We start from the raw sequence: 21755 nt of genomic DNA on the forward strand, positions 1-21755 counted from the left end.
CTAAATAAATCATCACTACACTTCACACAGTTTCTACTTTTTCATTTATAACGGGATGGTTGTTCACTTAATAGATTTTTTGTATGTTTAACCATTCATTCAACCTTGACAATCGTATTTTTTGATGAATCCAAAGTGAACGTCAAATCTCCGTTGAAGAAGAAACCTAAATTAAGCTCTATTTCAAACTTATGGGAGTAGGTTGCCAAGTCAAAAATATCACTATACTCCAATATTAACTCAACTAAAATCCCTGTACTGGTACATTCGTCACTATTTACAAAGCAGTTCATTACATAACAGTCATGTCCATCTGGCGGAATGAACTTATTGTCTTTATCTAGTGGTACAAACATACATTGAATGCCGTCAACATTATCACTGATATCAAAATAAGTGAGATCACCATTATCTAACATACGAATTTCCGAAATAGTCGTTGATTTTAATTTCAGATCTTTTGCTGCATTGTTCGAGAGATTCGAGATATCAAAATTTAATGGGTAAACAGGTACATCATCCTTCTTCTTAAAAAATTTTTGCTTTATACCCCCATCGTTATCCATGGTTGGATTTACAAATAAATATGGCTGCGCAGCTTTAATTTTATCTTTGAGTCTAGAATCCTTATCCCTTTCTATCGCATCTATGACAGTAAAAATTGTTATAAGCGATCCCACCACAATACCAAAGTAGCTTATCCATCCATCAACGGAACCTATTATTAGAAATTGTAAATTATGATGATGGATTCCCCATCGAAACAACTGCAACAAGATATATAAAAATATCGGACTAATTAATACTAATACTATTAATTGATAGTATAATTTTTCACTTTTTTTCATAATTCACCTCGCTTAATTATATCAACTCTCAACAATAATAAATAGCACTTGTTAAAAGTAATGCTTCCAAATATCGATTTAAACTTGGCTTTACCTATCTCAAATACAAAGTTCCCATTTGTACTAAATTAGGAAAATCTATCAATATGCAGAATCCTCAAACTATTATTCTGAAATAACTATTGTGTTTATAGCCTTAGCTCTTAATGCCCATTCTTTAGTTAACTCTATCACTTTTTTGAAGCCACTAACAATAATAATTTCTAACAATTAATTGAATATATCTTTATCATTGCTAGCAATAACCCCAAATTTTTTCTCACTATCAAACAACTTAACTGAGTCCGTCTACATTTTGGTTTCTTTTTTAAGTAGAATTTGGGCTTTTTTAGCATTCTTTTTTTACTCATCAACTTTTCTTCTGAAAAATCAAAACTCGGCATGGTTATATTAACACTCAACAGTATACAATGTATCGATCACGCAAACCTGTTACTTCTAGCTTAATTCCAATCAAAGGAGCCAGTAAATAGATTATCCATAAAGATTTGAAAATGACCTCGAATATTTATTATTAGGTTATTTTTAAGAAATAAAAAGAGCTGAAAAGTTTGTGCAATTCTCGAGTTTTAAACTTCTCACAAACACCACCTTACTTAGGCAAACAAAAAATCTAGAATCCTCAAAAATCAAGGATTCTAGCTAATACAGCAGATTTACCCCACACTGCCTTCCATCTCATAACTTATCAATCGGTTTAGCTCGACGGCGTATTCCATTGGTAGTTCTTTGGTGAATGGTTCGACGAAGCCCATGACGATCATTTCGGTAGCTTCGCTTTCGGATAGGCCGCGGCTCATGAGGTAGTAGAGTTGTTCTTCTGAGATTTTTGAGACTTTTGCTTCGTGTTCTAATGACACTTGGCTGTTGTGGATTTCATTGAATGGAATGGTATCGGATTTCGATAGATCATCCATGATGATAGTGTCACATTCGATGTGAGAGATAGAGCCTGCGCTCTTCTTGCCGAAGGTGACTTGTCCACGATAGTTTACGGCGCCGCCGTCTTTTGAAATAGATTTCGAGACGATGGAGCTGGAAGTGTTTGGTGCGTTGTGGATCATTTTAGCACCTGTATCTTGGATTTGGTTCGCACCGGCAAATGCAATGGAGAGCATCGTACCGCGGGCACCTTTGCCATCGAGATAGACGCTTGGATATTTCATGGTTGTTTTGGCACCTAAGTTGCCGTCGATCCATTCGACTGTGGCGCCTTCCAATGCTTTTGCTCGTTTGGTTACGAGGTTATAGACATTGTCGGACCAGTTTTGGATGGTTGTATAACGGCAGTAGGCATCTTTCAAGGTGAAAATTTCGACGATAGCTGCATGCAAACTATTACTGGAATAGGTTGGTGCGGTACAGCCTTCCACATAGTGGACGCTGGCACCTTCATCAACGATAATCAATGTTCGTTCGAACTGACCGGTGTTTTCGGCATTGATCCGGAAATAGGTTTGCAGCGGTACGTCAACGCGGACGCCTTTTGGTACATAGATAAAGGTTCCACCGGACCAAACAGCTGAGTTCAGTGCAGCCAATTTGTTATCGGTTGGCGGTACTAATTTTGAAAAGTATTGCTTGAAGATCTCTGGGTATTCTTTCAAGGCTGAATCGGTATCGGTAAAGATGATGCCTAACTTTTCAAACTCTTCTTTCATGTTATGGTAAACGACTTCTGATTCATACTGTGCCGAAGCCCCGGCTAAATAGGCACGTTCTGCTTCGGGAATTCCGATTCGTTCAAAGGTTTCTTTGATTTTTTCTGGTACATCATCCCAGTCTCGAGCTGGGCTGTCGCTAGGTTTTTGATAATATTTGATGGCATCGAAATCGATGTCGGACAGATCCGGTCCCCAGTTTTGCATGGGCATTTTGTTGAAGGCTTCTAATGACTTCAATCGGAATTCCAACATCCATTCTGGTTCTTGTTTGACCCGTGAGATTTCACGGACGATGTCTTCGGTCAAGCCTTCACCGGTACTAAATACGGGCTGCACGTCATCGTGGAAGCCAAATTTATATTCTTCTAATTCGGGTACACCCATGGTTCTCACTCCTTTGTTTTGCTGCAATCTACTCTACTTGATGCTCATCGGTTTCCGAGTGTCTGTGTTCCACATCTGATTGTTGGGTATCGTCGGCGATCGCTTTTTCCAATGCTTTCCATGCAAGGGTGGCACATTTGATCCGCGCGGGAAACTTAGCCACTCCTCCTAGCATTGAAGCATCACCTAGACGGTCACTGTCAGAAACAGTATGACCTTGGACCAATTCAGAAAATAAACCTGACAATTCTCCAGCTTCGGTCAATGTTTTGCCGATCACTGCATCTCCCATCATTGAAGCACTGGCAGTGCTGATAGAACAGCCTTCACCGGTAAATGCCACGTCTTTGATGGTCTCCCCTTCAACGGCGAGTTCTAAATGAATCACATCGCCACAAGTGGGATTATTCAATTCGACTTTATAGGTAGAATCTCCCAGTGTTCCGCGATGATGGGGGTGACTGGAATGATCTAATATGACTTGTCGGTATAAATTATCTAATTTCGTTAATGCCATGTTGGAAAAACTCCTTTGTTAACTTGATGGCGTCAACCAATCGATCGGCGTCCTCTCTTGTATTATACAGGTAAAAGCTGGCACGTGCAGTCGCCGGTACGTGCAAATAGTTTAAGAGGGGTTGTGCACAATGATGACCGGCACGGACAGCGACACCTTCCATGTCTAATGCAGTCGCTACATCATGGGGATGAATCCCGTCGATGTTAAAAGCGATGACACCTGTTCGTTTGGCTGCTTCTTGTGGACCATAAATCGTCAGTCCATCAATGGCTTGCAATTTTGGCAAAACATAAGCGACCAGTTCAGCCTCGTGTTGATGGATGGCCGCTAACCCAAGTTCACTCAAGTAATCTACCGCTGCCCCTAGCCCGATGGCGCCAGCTATGTTTGGGGTACCTGCTTCAAACTTCCATGGCAATTCTTTCCACGTGCTTTCTTGAAGATGAACGAAATCAATCATTTCGCCGCCAAATTCCACTGGCTCCATCTGATCTAACCAATAACGTTTGCCATATAAGACACCAATGCCGGTCGGGCCGCACATTTTATGACCAGAAAAAGCATAGAAGTCACAATCTAATGCTTGGACATCAACTGACATATGGGGAACTGCTTGGGCGCCATCTACTACTATCACGGCTTGGTGTTGATGGGCTAGTTGCGTTAACTCAGCAATTGGATTGATCACACCAAGAACATTTGAGACATGAGCAATGGCAACCACCGCTGTTTTATCCGTGATCTGTTGACGTGCATCATCCATGTCAAGGATACCTTCTGGCGTCAATTGGATATATTTCAGAATCGCTTTCTTGCGTTTTGCCAGTTGTTGCCATGGGATGATATTGGAATGGTGCTCCATGTAAGAGATCACGATCTCATCACCTTCATTGACAAATTGATCCCCAAAACTGCGGGCTACCCAATTCAGGCTTGTCGTCGTACCACGAGTGAACAACACTTCGGCGGTTTCTTTGGCCTGAATAAAATGGCGAACTTTTTCCCGCGCGGCTTCATAAGAATGGGTCGCCCGTTCCGCCAATGTATGAACGCCGCGGTGAACGTTGGCATTGTCTTGATGATAATAGGCAGCGATCGTCTTCAAAACGGCTTCCGGCTTTTGGGTGGTGGCAGCATTATCAAGATAGACTAATGGCTCATCATTGACGATTTGATCCAAGATAGGAAACGCTTGTTTCACTTTTTGGGCATCGATCATGCAAGTAACTTCCCTTCAATAACAGCCACCAGTTCTTGTTGCACTTCTTTCACAGGAATGGCCGTTAAGACAGATCCCAGAAATCCGCGAATCACTAAGCGTTCTGCTTCTTCCTTGCGCAAGCCGCGACTCATCAAGTAGTACATTTCTTCTGGATCGACACGACCCACACTGGCAGCATGTCCTGCCGTAACTTCATGTTCGTCAATCAATAGAATCGGATTGGCATCGCCACGAGCTTGGTCAGACAACATCAAGACCCGACTTTCTTGTTGGGCATCGGCACCTTTGGCTCCTTTTAAAATATGTCCGATACCGTTGAAGGTCAAGACGCCGCGTTCTCTAATGACACCATGTTGCAAAATGTGGCCGATCGAATGTGGTGCTTTATTTGTCACTCGCGTATCGATCCCTTGTGTTTGCCGACCGGCACTGATAGCAACAGCTTTTACTTCAGAATGGGCGCCTTCGCCAACGAGGTCTGAATCAAAGTCAGCAATCACATCGCCGTCATTCATGACACCAATCGCCCAATCAACCATAGCATCTCGTAAGACATAGCCTCGTCGATTCATATAGGTAGTGATATTGACCCCCAATTGATCAATAGCTGAGAATTTGACTTTAGCCCCTGCTTTGGCGATCACTTCTACAACGATATTTCCAGATAGCTTTTTGGCTTGATCCCCTTTGGTTTGGAAACGTTCCAAGTAGCTGAATTCACTGTGCTCATCTGCTACGATCAAGACATGCTTGAAGAAATGCGCTTGGCTATTGCCATTATGATAGAAGATTGCTTCTAGTGGTTCTTCAATGATGACATTCTTGGGTACATATAAAAATAAACCACTATTCATAAATGCCGCATGGGCCGCAGTCATTTTGTCTTCATCCATTGGGACTGCTTTAGTCATATAGTATTGATTGACGAGTTCCGGTACTTCTCTCATTGCGGTAAACAAGTCCGTAAAAATGACACCTTGATCCACTAGATGTTGCGGTAATTGTTCAAAGACCGTTGTTTCATCAAACTGAACAACCGTTGGATGGCTATCCATTGCATCAAAGGATGGAACTGCCCCCAATCCTGCTGCCGCTGGATCAATCACGCCAGAGAATTCTTGTTCACCGACAAGTGCTGCTTCATTGATATTAAACAAAGGCCAGCGTTCATAACGGACCCGTTCAATTTTTGGAAACGGGAGTTCATCCACTTTTGCAAGGGCTGCTTGGCGGAGTTCCAACATCCATTCAGGTTCTTCTTTCAACGCTGAAAACACGTTGACTTGGTCAAGATAATCCTGTAATTTTGCCATTTGCCTTGCCTCCTTATGCTTCTTCTTCTTTGTAGTCGATCCCTAATTCTTTACTGATTCCAGCATAGCCTTCAGCTTCCAGGCGTTTCGCTAAATCAGCAGATCCCGTCATTACCACGCGACCTTCCATCATGATATGTACCACGTCAGGAGTGATATAATTCAACAACCGTTGATAGTGTGTAATGATGAGCGCGCCAAAGCCTTCCCCGCGCATTTCATTGACCCCTTTAGCGACGACTTTCAAGGCATCAATGTCTAATCCAGAGTCGATTTCATCTAAAATCGCAAATGTTGGTTCTAGCATCAATAATTGCAAGATTTCGTTCCGTTTCTTTTCCCCGCCAGAGAAACCTTCATTCAAATAGCGTTCTGCCATTTCTTCTGGCATGTTCAATAGATCCATTTTTTGATCTAATTTCTTTAGAAAATCCATGACAGAGATTTTGTCCTCTTCATCCCGTTTAGCGTTGATAGCAGCTCGCATGAATTCAGCATTTGTGATTCCTGGAATTTCACTAGGGTATTGCATCGCCAAGAACAAACCTAAACGTGCTCGCTCATCCACTTCCATTTCCAGCACATTTTCCCCATCGAACAAGATTTCTCCTTCAGTGACTTCATAATTCGGGTTTCCCATAATTGCCGCAGATAAGGTAGATTTTCCTGTCCCATTAGGTCCCATGATGGCATGGATCTCACCGGTTTTTAAAACAAGATCAACACCTTTTAAGATCTTTTTATCTTCAATTTGGACATGCAGGTTTTTGATTTCTAAAACTGACATTCTGTTCCCTCCAGTATCTTTTCTTTCTCACTATTTTAGACTAATTGAGAATGAAGTTCAAACGCAATTGCCTACTTTTTTTAAAATTCTTCTAATCTAGCCCCTAGAGATACATTGGAATCATTACAAACTGCTGTGAGGATCCCCTTTGAAAGAAACTAAAAAAAGACACCCTCAGCCCCGACGAAAGCATGTGCTTTTGTCTTTAGGAACAGAGGGTGTCCTACTTGAAAACTCTAAGCTTGCACGAGCAAAATGACGCAATCAAAAAGAAGCATCAACATTTGCAAGCGGATGATAGAGTTGATTCATTAATTCTGTGTCGCTTTTACGTCCACGATTGGATAGTAGGATCACGCTGGTTTTGTTGTCTTTAGAAAACAACCCAAACGATTCGAATCCTCCTTTACCACCATGAGCCCGAAAATAAGTCCCTTTGTCATAAAAACCTGCGGCATAGGACCCGCCAGCGGCTGGTTGCCACATTTGCTTCAGTGAAGCTTTATCCAGCAGTTTCCCATTCAATAATAAATCATAATAGCGATACAAGTCGCCAACTGACATATAGAGATTTCCAGTTCCTACCTCAGCTGCCAAGTTGGCTGAGGAAATATTGTTAGGGTTCCCGTAAGGATCTGCTTCGCCATCCGTTTTGTAATTGACCGTAGGATGATCCTGCTGTAAAAAGGCTTTATACAAGAAAGATTGTTTCAACCCATTCTTATTGATAAAAAAATCCGTTAACAACGCATCATAACTTTTTCCTGATACTTTTGTCAAAATACCTGCCAGTAAATTGTAGTTGATGGGACTATATTTGAATGTTCCTTGGGTTCCGGATAAGACAGCATGGGTGGCATCCCAGTCGAGGATCTGTTGCACGTCTTCCAGTCCTTGCGGATTTTCTGAAAGTTTGAGTCCGGAAGCCATCTGCAGCATTTGCTGAATCGTAATCTTGGCAGCGCCTGGAATATACGGATAAAAGCGCGCTAATGTATCCGTCAAGGATAGTTTCCCTTCCTTAATTGCCCGCATGATCAAGACCGCCGTCAATCCTTTTTGCATCGAGCCAATATTGAATAATGTTGTCGGGGTGTTTTTGACATCAGCTGCTTTGTCAGCATATCCGTACCCTTTGTGCAGCAGGACTTTCCCGTTTTTTACAACCAATGCACTTCCAATAAAACCACTGGAAAGAATTTTCTGATCGTAGCTGGCTCCTTCGGCTGTGACGACTTCTTGGTCACTAATGAGATTGTCATAGTTCCCCGCATCCAACAAGTCCTGTTTCTTGTTTGCGGGTTGCTCCTTTTTGGAGGAGGAGCTGCTGGCAGTACTGGAATGTGCGACTTGCTCACTGGAATGATCAGAAGCAGCCGTTGGTTCCGTTGGCAAAAACAAGTAGTAGATGCCAATGAGACCACAAATGATTACCAGGATATCAATCCCAAGCAATAGTTTTTGAACGTTTCTTTTTGAGCGTCTTTTTGCATGTCTTTTCGTATGTCTACTCATTGAATGAAGCCTCCAGCATTCCTATTCTCCAACAGTCCTCCTTTTTCATTTCCCCTGAATATCTTTTGGTGCTTCTTGCTGCCAATTTTTGGAGAGAAAATAATGGTTGATTTCATACAACGGTTTTTCTTTGACCTTGGAATCCAAGAATGGCTGAATGTATTCATCTGCTGCCAACCAGCCACGCCAGCCTAAGTGAATCGTATCTTCCATGAAATAGGGTTGATTGCCCTTCGTTGATAAATCAGCGATATTCATGAAGCCCTGGCTTCTTAACTGGTAGCGAATCTTTTGGTCAAAACCGGACAACACCTCTTGCGGCAAGCCGGTATAATCCATCCACTTCTGATTGATGGGCGGAATCACAAATAAGACATCCACATTGTTGCGAGCAAATTCTGTCAGTACTAGTTGAAAGTCGCTATATTCTGGTCCAAAACGATAATCCCATTTCTTTTGAGAGCCTTTCATTTTATCTATGCGGCTTTGCAGATTATGTTGGTAAAAAGAATTCTTGATCCCTAAAGAATTATTAGTCGTTTCTGCTTTTCCTTCATTATCGGCTACTTGTTCTATTTGAGCGAGATTATAGGTAGAAGGTAATTTCTTTGCAGCAGCAGTGATTTTGTCAGTCAAGTTGTGCCCCAACCCAAGACCACTAAAAAGCTCATCTTCCCGTTTCAAAATAGATCGTTGCAGATCAATCTGTTTTTTCTGCCAATCAGTCGGTATCTTACCGGATTTCACTTCATTCAAGACTTGTTCCGTCAAGCTATTTTCTTTCACTTTCGAATAGTCTAAGAGACGTTCGGCATAGTATTGATCGGTGTCAGAGACTTTCTTTAACGAAGAGAGCCAATCGTACACATGCTGTTCGGAATAATGATGGTTGAAATAGTCTCCTTTCAACCCTTTAGGAACGAACCATTGAGGGGAAACGATGAAGACTGCTTTTTTCCCTGCTAATTCTTTCGCCATTGATTGAATGATGGCGTACTGGGTCAGCGACTGGGTGCCAGGTGCACCAATCAAAAATGGCGTATAAGAACGTTGATATTTCTGCGCCAATACGGAAGGATGGGTGGCACTCACACGGTTTAGTTCGGATGAGCCAAAAAATGGGACATATTTTCCTGTTGCTATTGCCTCATTTTTGATACGATCCCCGCGAAACACCGCATCATTCATTGCCGTCGCCGCTTGAGCGATGACTTTCGGATCGTGGCTATTGATCTTCCAAGGGCCAAGGAAGAGTACCCCGACAAGAATCCCCGCACAAAGAAGCGGTCCAAAAGCCGTGAGTAGTCGTTTTTTCATCATCGGCTTTGCAGCGTGTCGACTTTCTCAATGATTTTTGCTGGTGTATTCCACTCTGCCCGGTCAAATTCCGATACGGGAAATTCAATTCCTAACTGCCCTTCTAGTTCAACCAGCAATTGAACAGATCCTAATGAATCTAATAATCCTTCATCAAAAAGATCGATTGTTTCGTTTTCTTTTACTTCATCACTTCCTGTAACTGATTCTAAAATGTCTAATACTGCTTCTTTGGTTGTCATATTCTTTTCTCCTTTTATTTAACGAATAATTTGTCCAAGATTCCTGAGAAAATCAGAAAACTAAAGCAAACTGCTTGGAAGGTCAATACAGTGGACACCGCTTTGGTTAGGTTGTTCGATGGCAGATTTCCTTGTTTTTTCTTCCAACGGATCCACGCATCATTTCCGCAAATCAATGTCGCATGATATACCCCGTATAAAATGTAATACCAGGTAAGTCCATGCCAAATGCCCATTAACAAAAAGAGGGCAAAATAGCCGACATTGGATGCGACGATACGGCTTTTGAAAACTTTCTTCTTGATCAGTGTGAACATTAAACGCATGTACACATAGTCTCGGAACCAAAAAGACAGACTCATGTGCCAACGATTCCAGAATTCTTTGATATTAGGCGCCAGAAAAGGTTTATTGAAGTTAGCTGGTGTATCATAACCCATGAAGTTGCTGACACCAATCGCAAACAAACTATAGCCAGCAAAATCAAAGAACAGATACATACTATAAACATACATATAACCCAGCATCCCCCAAGAGAACAAGCCATTTTGCAGAGCTTCTTTGGTTACGATCGGCAGTAATACTTGACCGAGATAATAACCAAGAATGAACTTATACAGGAGCCCTAGCATGATTTTGGCGACTCCTTTGTTTAAATAATCGAGATACACTTCTTTTGTCGGCGGATTCAGCAGATCCTTCTCAAAGCGGCGATACCGATCGATCGGACCCGAAGAAATCGTTGGAAAGTATAGTAGAAACTGGATATAACGCCAAGGATGGTATTCTTTGATCAGTCCATCCCGTATCTCCATGATCATTTGCACTGATTTAAAGGTCAGATAAGAGATACCCAAGAAATAAATCAATGAGGCATGTCCAACAAAGAAAGGGGTGACTTTGCTCAATGCCAATGGTAAAATCGCTGCTACCACTGCACCATAAAAGACGCCTGAAGTATTTGCTCGTTGGCGATGCTGATAATAGCCATAGACGAGTAATGTCTGATACACGACGTATCCGATCAGCGCTAGCCCCTGTTGCCAATATTCACCACCAAAACTTACGTACAATACCGCTAGTGTGAGTAACGTTTGATACCATTGCCAACGCTTTTGTTTGAACAGCAGCACAAGCATCATCGGAAGCAATCCTACCATTAGCCAAATGAAATAGGTGGGATTTGCATAAGGAATCATATGCTGCAGGTTCATGAAGGATTCACCTCATTTGTCAGCCATTTGCGGTCGATTTTGCCATTTGCCGTATGAGGCAACTGCTCAACATAGATAAATCGCTGCGGAATCATATACTCCATCACTGTTTCACTCAGTGAAGATTTGATGGCTTTTGTCAGTTGGAACTCTTTCTCGAAGGGGTGCGTTTCGGGAACGACATAAGCAATCAGCTGTTCCACTTTCTTTTCTTGATATTTAGGGACTACGACGGCTTGTTTGACCCACGAACTATTGCTTAAATGATGGTCGATCTCTTCTAATTCCATTCGATACCCATGGAACTTCACTTGAAAATCAAGACGCCCTTCATAATGCAACAAACCATCTTCCGTCATTCTGCCACTATCGCCGGTTCGATACGCTGGTTGCCCTTCATGGACAAAAAATGCCTCTTTTGTTTTCTCGGGATTGTTCAGATACCCTTTTGACACGCTAGGACCACTAATGATGATCTCACCTACTTGCCCTTTAGGAACTAGTTGATCTTCTTCCATAAAGAAAACCGTCGAATCTTCTTTCACATACCCAATTGGCACTCGATCATATTGCTCCAGTAATTCTTCAGTGATTTGCACTCCGGATACGGCAACAGTCGCTTCAGTAGGTCCATAGGTATTGTAGATTTTTGCATTTGGAAAACGTTCCAGCAGTGCGTGAGCGGTTTTTTTTGGTAGTTCTTCCCCACAGAATAAGAAACGTTCCAACTGAGGAACGTGCATCCCGTCAAAGGTCTCTTCCATCAAACATAGTTTCATAAATGAAGGTGTCGAGATCCAAACATTGATAGCCAATTGCGGCAAGGTTCCAAACAATGTTTTGAAGTCATTAATGACCGCCTTTTTTAAAGGCACCAAACAGCCGCCAGAAGTCAATGCTGGATATAACCCCATGACAGAGAGATCAAAGGAATACGGTGCCTGTGCCAAATAATGCATCCCTTCGCGTAAAGAAAAATCCTTCAATGTCCATTGCACGAAACTCAATAAATTTCCATGACTAATCTGAACTCCTTTAGGGATGCCGGTCGTTCCTGATGTGAAGATGATGTAGTAAATATCATCCTTCCCTAGTACTTTTGTAGTGCCTAAATTGCGCCCACTTTGATAGATTTCTTCCAATTGATTTATTTCTAGCATTGGAATCATTGTTTCCGGACCTTGCCAGTCAGCTACGCTAATGATCAAATCTGGCGTAGCCACAGAGAGGATCAATTCAATACGCTCTTTTGGCGTGGTACTTTCAATCGGAATATATGCCCGACCTGTTTTGGAAGCTGCCAAAAAGGCTGTTAGCATGTCAAATTCTAACTCGCCATAAACCACGATCGGTCCGCGAGTTTCCAGAGTTTCCTCGAGATAGGCAGCTAATTGGTCGGATCGAGCTGCTAATTGTCCATAAGTATATGTTAGGTCATCTTCTCGGTAGGCAATCCTCTCTGGATCCTTTTGTGCCCATTCTTCAATGGCTTGCACAATATTTACCACGTTCATGAACATTCCTCCTAAAATTCATTATAGATAAAGGTGCCACCTTGCACGTTTTTATAATGATAAAGATAAATCAGCATCAAAATGATACAGAAATAAAAAAGGGTTTTGCCTGCAAAGAAGAGTGCTTGACGCACATGTTCATTTTTGATTCGTTGTTTCACCAAATCCCTCCTTTTCTTGCTATATTGATTCTAGAATGAAGGAGTAAATAATTGACCTTGAAATGTTAAACAATTTATAAACTGGCGATAAACTTTTTATTTCATTTATTAGTTTTTTTTTAATCTGCTTACATTTTTGTAATACAAAATGGCTTTCACGAACAAAATTGTCATCTCTTCATAAAAAAAGCAAGAATCTCTTTAAACAGCACCTATGCTGAAAAAAGATTCTTGCTGCTATATTTTTTGGCAGCAACTAACCACTTTGCTGCAATGTTACGCCTTAAAGCGATACCCTGCTCCCCAGACGGTTTGAATATATTGTGGATTGGTGGGATCTTCCTCGACTTTTTCTCTTAAACGATTGATATGGACGGCGACGGTTCGGATGTTGCCTAGTGCTTCCATCCCCCAGATTTTTTCATAGAGTTGTTCTTTGCTGAAGACGATCTCTGGATTTTCCATCAAAAAGAGCAATAACTCATACTCTCGATGTTTGCAGTCAACTTCGATTCCATCCACGTAAACCCGATGCGTTTGTGAATTGATTCGGATACCGCCTAATTCGATTTCACTAGATACAGTTTCTGTCTGTTGTCCGCGCTTGATCCGATTGTATTGTGCAATGTTCGCTTTGACCCGAGCGACAAGTTCGGTTGGCGAAAAAGGTTTCGAAATATAATCATCCGCACCTATACCTAAACCTCGCAGCTTTTCTAATTCTTCTGACTTGGCCGTGACCATAATGATTGGAATATCGACTTTATCGCGAATGTTTCGACAAATCTCATGTCCATCCATTCCTGGCAGCATCACATCTAATAAGATCAATTGGTATTTCTCCGTCAATGCTTCATGATAGCCCACACAACCGTCGTTAACGATATGGACTTCATACCCTTCCATTTCTAAAAAATCTTTTTCGATCATTGAAATATCTTCATCGTCTTCAATAATTAATACTCGTACACTCAACTTCGATCACTTCCTTTTTGATTTAACTGGGAGGGTGATAACGATCGCTAATCCCCCTGCTGGATGGTTATACGCTTGAATCGTTCCATTGAATCCTTCAATGATTTTCTTCGAAATCGCTAAGCCTAAGCCATTGCCTTTGCTCGGGTTGGTTCTTGAGCGGTCATCGCGATAGAAAAGTTCAAACAAGTCTTCCAAATTCTCTTCCGAAACACCGCTGCCGTTATCAATGATCGACAAGATAAACTGTTCCTCAACTACTTCATAAGAGACGACCACTTGTTTATCGTTGCGATCCACATACTTGCGGGCATTTTCAAATAGATTTGTTAAGACTGTACGAAACTGAACTGGATCCACTTCTAGCGAAACGTTTTGATCCGTCGGTTCCAATAGAATCGTCAATCCGTTCAATTCGTATTCCTGCTGGATAAAGCCGATGTATTCATCGATCAGTTTTTTACTAGTAGTTGTCACTAGATTGAAAGGAAATTCACCGGTATCCAACTTAGAAAACAAGAAAAGCTGTGCAATCACTTGGTCCAAATCATCGATCTTCTTTTTTACAATCGTAAAATATTTGGTCCGCATGGCAGGTGTATTAGCGATCCCCTTCTCTAGTCCTTCGACATAGGCTTTGATCGAAGTCAGTGGGGTTCGCAGATCATGGGAAATACCCGCGATCAATTCTCGACGATTGGTTTCCAGTTTGTTTTGATTATCCATCATTTCTTTCAGCTGACGTGCCATACCGTTGAAGTCTTTTGAGACCGGTAAAAATTCATCTTGCTTCGTATACTGGATCTGATATTGCAGATCTCCTTCTCTGATTTTATAGAAACCTACAGTCAATAATTCCAAAGGATCGGTAATACTTCTTGTGAGATATCGCGTCAGAACACGGCTAGTAATAAAAATAATCGACAAAATCAAAATCACGACTAACACGATGATCCGAGACAACATCGCTTTGTAATCGCGATCCCATAATGGATCTTGATAATATAAATCATTGTAATAATTTGAATTGATCAAGATAATCTTGTAGTTGCTGGTATCAAATGTCGTAAGAAAGGTTTGATCTTTTAAGTAACTATGTTCTCCCTCTTCTTTAAGAGCAGTTTCTTTCATTTTTTGATCTGTTACTTCCCCTACAGACGAAATTAGCTTATCGCCGCGATAAACCAGCAATGCAATATTTTTGCTATGATTGGTCTTTTTGAAATGTTGCATGTCGGCGACTACTTCTGCATCTGTCGTCTTCTCCGTATCCCATTTGATCACCAGACTTTCAACCGTCGCATACTGGGCACGAAATTCGGTATTCTTGATCATGACTCCTTCATCTAGCCCCCAGAAATAACGCCAGACCATTAAAAAAGCAATCACTGAAGCTAATAAGCTCAATAAAACTGGGACAATAATCATCAATATATGCGATATAAATAAACGCTGCTTGATAGTCATTCTTTTCCTCTTCTCTTTGATAGCGATGATTCAACATAGTTATGCAGCCATCATTTAAAGTGTTCTCTTTGAAAAAATTGGGATCGCCTGTTTTCACGACGTAGTCCGCCTCTTATTGAAAGGAGGTGCTGTCTATTTTTTTCGATTTTAGCCCATACTTATAGGTACTTCAACCGATGCATTCAGTCAGTTGTGAAAGAGTGAATTCTTTCTGCCTTGCACACGCAATGATCCGATTTCTTACCTTTTTAAATAAAGAAAATAAAATTTGATTATCAGAATAATAAAAACTGAGCCAATACTATAGTAACAGGAAATAGTAAACAAAAAGTAAACTATTGCTAAAAAGTAAATTAAATACGAAAAGGACAGCCCGGCTTCTCCCCCTAACGCAAGACTAGCTGCTAATTGCGGCAACTGTATTTGTTCTTTGAGACAGCTTTCGTTATACTAAAAAAAATGGAAGAAAGGACATACACTATGACAGTCAGAATTGAAGAAGTGTCCCAGTCTACTTGGCGTACAGTTGCTGCCTTAAAAGTATCAGAATCCCAACGTACTTTTATTGAAGACAACACCACCTCCTTGCTGGAAGCTGCATATGATACTTCTTTGCATTGGGTCCCGCTTGCTTTGTACAAAGAAGAAACCATTGTCGGCTTTGCAATGGTCGGTGCCTATAACGAACAAGAACAAAGTATTTGGTTGGATCGCTTGATGATCGATCAGCATTGGCAAAAATTAGGCTTAGGCAAGAAATTTATGCCGTTGCTCCTAGACTATCTTTTCTGCCATTGGCCAGTGGAAAAAATCTATTTAAGTGCCCACAAAGAAAACAAAACGATCTTTTCGTTTTATACCGCTTTTGGCTTTAGGCATACCCATCACATAGATCCAGAAAATGGTGAACTGATTATGGTATACAAGAAAACGACTGCGACAGAACCTTTCTAAAGGTTCTTCGCAGTCTTTTTGCTTGTTTCAATGAAAATTCGATAGTCGGGTTTTGCCTGACACTTGGACTAATTTGAATCTGTCTCTATTCTATTCGATCAGTCACTAAAGGAATATCGATTCTATTACTTTTGATTTCGCCAGGGATCCTATCTGAATCCTTGCAATTTAGTAAAGGAGTTAAGCGATCGTCTACCCTTTTTTCAATTGCTGCAAAAGCTGGATGATTCCACAGCAGCAAAAATGGTTTCAAAGAATTGATAGCAAATTTTAGCGGGTTCGGGTTTATCTTGCTTTTCAAATCTAAAAATGAGAAATGGTACCCATTAGTCGCAGATCCTAATCTTCTTATCTCTAAATAAAGATATTCCAAATCTGCTCTGCTTATGTGAAATAGTTCCTGTTCCTGCTTTTTCATAAACAAACAATGGTTTTCCCCCAACTTGATTATGTCAATCGTATCTTCTCCAATGATACATTTGCAATTAGGCGTTCCAGCTGAACATTTGACAAACCCTTGAGGATATTCCTTGGCGTCAATTTCAATCAGTGCTGCTACCCGCTTTCCATCGAGTAACATTTTTGGGATGTCATTTGAAAATGTACTATAAAACCATGATTGATTACTCGTTTGCTTGTCCATTTACCCAGCTCCTCCCTGGCATACTTGTTCAAAAACGTTTGTCTATAAAAGGCGTCGCTCTATCATTAAGAGTAGTCTACTATTAAGAATAGTCTACTTCTTACTTCTCAAACATACAATAACATTTTTTATTTTAAATATATTTTTTTAGCTTACTTATTTTGAGCAATGGGCTTCGCCCAAAGTTTCTTGCACCATCACTCGTCTTATTCTCACAAATTCCACATCATGGATTCTTCTCAAACTCCTATTCAATGAATATACAAAAGAAGCACAGAAATGACTTTCTGTGCTTCTTTTGGCTTGTTTTGATTCCTCACTTTGCACGTTCTTTCGTGACGTTTGATTCGTCAATCATCAGCTTTTACTGACTGGAATCCATAGCTCGCTTTTGCAATCAGGTTTAGACAAATCAGGACTTTCATGCCACAAAAGTTCGGGTCCTCCAGTTAATTGATAATCAGACATTGCCAGCCATTCGCTGTAAATACGCGCCCAAGTTTCTTGAACTGCTTCTGGAAATGGTCCTACTACTGTAAAGACTGCCCAATCAGATTCTTCCACTTGTAACACATCATAAGGTTCTGATGCTTTTTGGGTAGTTGCTACACCGACATACTGATCAAGCGCTGTTCCTTCCACTTCTCGTTCGACAAAATTTGCCGACACACTGATAATTCCTCGCGGCTGGATATTTGCCAGATTTTTGAGTTCCATAATGCGCTCTGGCGTCAGCTTTTCATACAGTGATGTCATTTGCGGATTCTCTCCCTGATACTGCAGCGTGATCCTTTTTTTGAAACCGACGATTTGAAAAGGTTCATTGTGTACGATCCGATAGTCCATTTTGTTACCTCCTTTGATTGTCAGCTGGAAAGTCATTGGTGGAAATGCTTTTAGAATAACATCCAGCTGTTTTGCTTGTGAGGGAGAAATGCCATGCATCCCACGAAAGGCTTTGCTAAAAGCATCCGACGAATCATAACCAAGTAACGTTGCAGTGTCGATTACTTTCGCTCCTTGTTTCAACAAGTCTCCTGCCAAAACCAATTTCCTGCATCGCAAATATTCGCTTAAAGACATACCCGCCAAATAGGAAAATACCCGCCGAAAATGATATTCCGAACAACCAGCTAATTTAGCCATGTGTGTAAAATCAATTTCTTCTAACAAGTTTTCTTCTAGATAGGCCATTGCCTGATTCATATTCTCTAAAGGATTCATTCGTCTTCTCTCCCATCTCCTACACAATAACAAAGTTCAAAGAACATCACCCGGTATTATCGTTGCATGTTTTATCGGTTTTAGTCAAAAGTATTTTTTGATGCCCCAAGTATAGCATAGAACAAGAAATTCCTTTAAATGCATGAACGTTCTCTATGTTTTAAAAAGTGTATTTGTAAATAGATCTATTTTTTTGAGCTGTCGATGTACTGATTCCTAAAGACTACCGCACACAAAAATACCAAAACAAGAAGATAGGCTCCTTGTTTTGGTATTTAGCCGTTTACTCATCGATCTTTCTTAATGAACAATCCTTGTCTCCACTTAAGAATCGACATCTCGTAATCAAAAAGAACTGCTACCTTTTATTTTCGTCTTTTTATTAAATAGAATCCAATAAAGCTGACTAATCCAATTCCTATAAGGTTTAAATAACTTTTTGATACGTCATTGGTTTGTGGTAATTTTGCTTTTGATTCTGAATCTTTTTGATAATTTGTATTTTCTTTCTTAGATGTTGATGTCTTGTTTTTTTGCTCTGAAGTGGATGCTTTTGCTGGAGAAGCATCTTTTGTATATACATATGTGATGGTTTGCGGCTCTTTCCCTAGCTTTCCGATCCGATTTTCTGGTAATTGGCTCTCATCTAGATGATAACCATTGATCGACAACTGATATTCTTTCGTAGTAGCATCATAGTGATCACCGATATTTCCTTGAATGGTTTTCGCTGCATGAATTTCTTTGCCGTCTTTGTCAACATAGACAACTGTCACAGCTGCCGCTCTTTCTGAATCTTTGCCTTTATCCGAATTCTTCGTATACACATATGTCACTGTTTGCGCTTGATCACTCATTACTCCAGTGCTATTCTTTGGCAACTGTTTCGTGTCTAATGTATAACCACTGATCGTTAGTTTGTATACATCTGTCGTAGCGTCGTAGTCATCTCCAACATTTCCTGTAATGATTTGTGGTGCGTGGATCTCATTTCCATCTGTGTCCACGTATTTCACCGTCACATCTGCGGCTTTTACAGGGTCTTTCGCATATACATAGGTCACGGTTTGCGCTTGGTCACTCATTGTTCCAGTGCTATTAGTTGGTAATTGTTTCGTGTCTAATGTATAACCACTGATCGTTAGTTTGTATACATCTGTCGTAGCGTCGTAGTCATCTCCAACATTTCCTGTAATGATTTGTGGTGCGTGGATCTCAGTTCCATCTGTGTCCACGTATTTCACCGTCACGTCCGCCGCTTTCACAGGATCTTTGGTATACACATAGGTCACGGTTTGGGCTTGATCACTCATTACTCCAGTACCATTATCTGGCAACTGTTTCGTGTCTAATGTATAACCACTGATCATTAGTTTGTATACATCCGTCGTAGCGTCGTAGTCGTCCCCAACATTTCCTGTAATGACTTGTGGTGCGTGGATCTCATTTCCATCTGTATCCTCGTATTTCACTGTCACATCCGCCGCTTTCACAGGGTCTTTCGCGTATACATAAGTCACGGTTTGCGCTTGATCACTCATCACTCCAATGCCATTATTTGGCAATTGTTTCGTGTCTAATGTATAACCATTGATCGTTAGTTTGTATACATCTGTCGTAGCGTCGTAGTCATCTCCAACATTTCCTGAAATGACTTGTGCTGCATGGATCTCATTTCCATCTGTGTCCACGTATTTCACTGTCACATCCGCCGCTTTCACAGGGTCTTTCGCGTATACATAGGTCACGGTTTGCGCTTGATCACTCATTACTCCAGTGCCATTATTTGGCAACTGTTTCGTGTCTAATGTATAACCATTGATCGTTAGTTTGTATACATCCGTCGTAGCGTCGTAGTCATCCCCAACATTTCCTGTAATGACTTGTGGTGCGTGGATCTCATTTCCATCTGTATCCACATATTCTACCGTCACATCTGCGGCTTTTACAGGGTCTTTCGCATATACATAGGTCACGGTTTGCGCTTGGTCACTCATTGTTCCAGTGCTATTAGTTGGTAATTGTTTCGTGTCTAATGTATAACCACTGATCGTTAGTTTGTATACATCCGTCGTAGCGTCGTAGTCATCTCCAACATTTCCTGAAATGACTTGTGGTGCATGGATCTCATTTCCATCTGTGTCCACATATTCTACTGTTACATCTGCGGCTGCTTCTTGATGATTGATCGCAAATTGATGCAAATAGGTACCTGAAGAAATCGCGTAGAAGCTAAACCCATCTGGTTGTGCATATGTCCCAGCTGGATTATTCAGACGTGAATTGTATTTCATCGTATGAATACCTTCAAATTCTTCTGGGGTTATATCAGACACAGTGACGCCTTGATCTGTAATAGATAGCTGAGAAGAAGGGAGTTGAACCCCGTTTAAGTCAAAATACGTTTGGCTTTGACTATTGGATGTTGAAAAAGGTGGAACATAGCCATCAAAATTTGTTAGTCGATTGGGCATGATCGAAAACGGGACAAAAAATGACTGCGTTGCAGCATCATAATTTAGCTCCTTAGCAGATATCGTAGTCACTCCATCACTTCTTCCTGTATTCTGCCCATAAGCCGCCAGATTTTCTAAGACAGGAAAATTGTTGATAACGGTGAAATCGCTGACCGCACAAAATTGAATCCGTAATTCCTTTAAATTCGGCAATGCAGCCAATGGCGCAATCGTAGTAATATTCATATTCGACTCAAAAGTAAGTGATTCTAAATTCTTCATTTCAAGTATCTTCGGATAGACAGCATCTGTGACATTAGCAGAAGAAAGGTTCAATCGAGTAAGATTGTCCCCAAAATCAGGAACATTGTCATCTGTAACATTCGCTCCCATTAAATAAGCATAGACTAAACTATCTATCTTAGTTAATACCGAAAAATCAGAAATCTGATTGGTTCCATTCATGTAAAAGGAAGACAGGCTTGTGGCATACTCCAAACCGGACAAATCAGCAAGAGCTGAATCAGTCGAATAAATATAGATTGTCTGCATTTTACTGATTTTTTCTTTAGTGATTTCTGATACTTCGATTCCTAATGCCTTCGCCACTATTGACTGTAATGTAGGATCTGGTAACCAACTAGAAACATCCTCAGTATTGGCTTGATTATCAGGCAACGAATTTGCGAACTGTTGAGCATTTGATGGCAACAAACTTCTAGCTGATTTTTCCTTTGATTTGGCAGAACTTGTATCTGGAATCGATGATTCTTCTGTACCTACTGTTGATGCTGTTGATGTTGTTGATGCTTCACTCTCAGAACTTGATTCCTTTGAATCAGAAGTAACACTTTCAGAGGTAGAAGATTCAGTAACAGTCTCAACTGAATCGTTGCTAGTTTCTTGGGTGGTGTCAGACTGTACAGAGTCGTTTCCCTCCGCTGCTAGTACTGTCACTACGGGGGTAGCCAGTGGTGAATTTAATAAGACAAATAAAGATACATAGCTAAATATTTTTCGTTTCATTTTTGATCTCCTTTTTTGCTAATCATTACCTTTTCTTTTTTTAACCATATTCTCATTTTAATAATAATAATCCTAAAATGGAAAATAGTAAAGTTATAACTTAACTAGTGAAATATAGCACGAACGTTACGCACTTTTCACACCCCAATCACGCCATTTCATTTGCTAAAAATTAATAACTACTGTATCTGTAGACCAAAGTATTTCTAGGAATAATGGTAGCAAAAAAAAATAGCTGCACCTGCTTTG

Annotated in this window: 18 protein-coding genes; 1 reads left to right on the forward strand and 17 read right to left on the reverse strand. The window is 40.8% G+C overall.

Translation table 11 applies throughout. The features are described from left to right. Positions 1 to 95 precede the first annotated feature (95 nt). The 14 genes from FE005_RS01965 to FE005_RS02030 form a co-directional block, all read right to left on the reverse strand. Positions 96 to 848 (reverse strand): hypothetical protein, encoded by a 753-nt coding sequence (locus FE005_RS01965; RefSeq protein ID WP_081131898.1) that lies wholly within the window; start codon positions 846 to 848, stop codon positions 96 to 98. A 716-nt stretch (positions 849 to 1564) separates the two neighbouring features. Further along, positions 1565 to 2956: a Fe-S cluster assembly protein SufB gene (gene sufB, locus FE005_RS01970; RefSeq protein WP_005470231.1), complete on the reverse strand. Its 1392-nt coding sequence runs from the start codon at positions 2954 to 2956 to the stop codon at positions 1565 to 1567. Positions 2957 to 2984: 28 nt separating this feature from the next. Beyond that, positions 2985 to 3473, reverse strand: a complete 489-nt coding sequence (sufU, locus tag FE005_RS01975) for a Fe-S cluster assembly sulfur transfer protein SufU (protein ID WP_003128306.1) — start codon at positions 3471 to 3473, stop codon at positions 2985 to 2987. Continuing rightward, positions 3451 to 4695, reverse strand: a complete 1245-nt coding sequence (locus FE005_RS01980; protein ID WP_103300112.1) for a cysteine desulfurase — start codon at positions 4693 to 4695, stop codon at positions 3451 to 3453. Before FE005_RS01980 ends, sufU begins: the two co-directional genes overlap by 23 nt. After that, a complete protein-coding gene (gene sufD, locus FE005_RS01985) occupies positions 4692 to 6011 on the reverse strand; it encodes a Fe-S cluster assembly protein SufD (protein ID WP_003128304.1) in 1320 nt (439 codons plus the stop codon). The genes FE005_RS01980 and sufD overlap by 4 nt, the downstream gene beginning before the upstream one ends. 13 nt (positions 6012 to 6024) lie before the next feature. Further along, positions 6025 to 6798 carry a Fe-S cluster assembly ATPase SufC gene (gene sufC, locus FE005_RS01990; protein WP_003128303.1) on the reverse strand — a complete coding sequence of 258 codons (774 nt, stop codon included), beginning with the start codon at positions 6796 to 6798 and terminating at the stop codon, positions 6025 to 6027. 264 nt (positions 6799 to 7062) lie between these two features. Further along, complete coding sequence (locus tag FE005_RS01995) at positions 7063 to 8313, reverse strand: serine hydrolase (RefSeq protein WP_081131895.1); 1251 nt, start codon at positions 8311 to 8313, stop codon at positions 7063 to 7065. A gap of 45 nt (positions 8314 to 8358) precedes the next feature. Continuing rightward, on the reverse strand, positions 8359 to 9633 hold the full coding sequence (gene dltD, locus FE005_RS02000) for a D-alanyl-lipoteichoic acid biosynthesis protein DltD (RefSeq protein ID WP_113849208.1): 1275 nt from the start codon (positions 9631 to 9633) through the stop codon (positions 8359 to 8361). Next, positions 9630 to 9872: a D-alanine--poly(phosphoribitol) ligase subunit DltC gene (dltC, locus tag FE005_RS02005; protein ID WP_081131893.1), complete on the reverse strand. Its 243-nt coding sequence runs from the start codon at positions 9870 to 9872 to the stop codon at positions 9630 to 9632. The genes dltD and dltC overlap by 4 nt, the downstream gene beginning before the upstream one ends. Positions 9873 to 9886: 14 nt before the next feature. Next, the gene (gene dltB / locus FE005_RS02010; protein ID WP_081131892.1) at positions 9887 to 11086 is read right to left on the reverse strand and encodes a D-alanyl-lipoteichoic acid biosynthesis protein DltB; all 1200 of its coding nucleotides are present in this window, start codon (positions 11084 to 11086) and stop codon (positions 9887 to 9889) included. Continuing rightward, positions 11083 to 12600 carry a D-alanine--poly(phosphoribitol) ligase subunit DltA gene (gene dltA, locus FE005_RS02015; RefSeq protein ID WP_113849206.1) on the reverse strand — a complete coding sequence of 506 codons (1518 nt, stop codon included), beginning with the start codon at positions 12598 to 12600 and terminating at the stop codon, positions 11083 to 11085. The genes dltB and dltA overlap by 4 nt, the downstream gene beginning before the upstream one ends. Before the next feature lie 11 nt (positions 12601 to 12611). Next, positions 12612 to 12734, reverse strand: a complete 123-nt coding sequence (locus FE005_RS02020) for a teichoic acid D-Ala incorporation-associated protein DltX (protein ID WP_225585975.1) — start codon at positions 12732 to 12734, stop codon at positions 12612 to 12614. A gap of 303 nt (positions 12735 to 13037) precedes the next feature. Continuing rightward, complete coding sequence (locus FE005_RS02025) at positions 13038 to 13736, reverse strand: response regulator transcription factor (RefSeq protein WP_003128294.1); 699 nt, start codon at positions 13734 to 13736, stop codon at positions 13038 to 13040. Between the two features lie 6 nt (positions 13737 to 13742). Then, positions 13743 to 15203 (reverse strand): ATP-binding protein, encoded by a 1461-nt coding sequence (locus FE005_RS02030; RefSeq protein WP_138371237.1) that lies wholly within the window; start codon positions 15201 to 15203, stop codon positions 13743 to 13745. 480 nt (positions 15204 to 15683) lie between these two features. Here FE005_RS02030 and FE005_RS02035 point away from each other — a divergent pair, with 480 nt between their 5' ends. Continuing rightward, on the forward strand, positions 15684 to 16157 hold the full coding sequence (locus FE005_RS02035; RefSeq protein ID WP_138372182.1) for a GNAT family N-acetyltransferase: 474 nt from the start codon (positions 15684 to 15686) through the stop codon (positions 16155 to 16157). A gap of 85 nt (positions 16158 to 16242) precedes the next feature. Here the strand turns inward: FE005_RS02035 and FE005_RS02040 are convergent, their stop codons facing one another. The 3 genes from FE005_RS02040 to FE005_RS02050 form a co-directional block, all read right to left on the reverse strand. Further along, complete coding sequence (locus FE005_RS02040; protein WP_138371238.1) at positions 16243 to 16800, reverse strand: hypothetical protein; 558 nt, start codon at positions 16798 to 16800, stop codon at positions 16243 to 16245. Positions 16801 to 17157: 357 nt separating this feature from the next. Then, on the reverse strand, positions 17158 to 18024 hold the full coding sequence (locus FE005_RS02045) for an AraC family transcriptional regulator (protein WP_005470224.1): 867 nt from the start codon (positions 18022 to 18024) through the stop codon (positions 17158 to 17160). A 365-nt stretch (positions 18025 to 18389) separates the two neighbouring features. Next, positions 18390 to 21506 carry a MucBP domain-containing protein gene (locus tag FE005_RS02050; protein WP_254696996.1) on the reverse strand — a complete coding sequence of 1039 codons (3117 nt, stop codon included), beginning with the start codon at positions 21504 to 21506 and terminating at the stop codon, positions 18390 to 18392. Positions 21507 to 21755: the final 249 nt, after the last annotated feature.

This window comes from Enterococcus sp. M190262 (assembly GCF_005843965.1).
Taxonomy (GTDB): domain Bacteria; phylum Bacillota; class Bacilli; order Lactobacillales; family Enterococcaceae; genus Enterococcus_D; species Enterococcus_D gallinarum.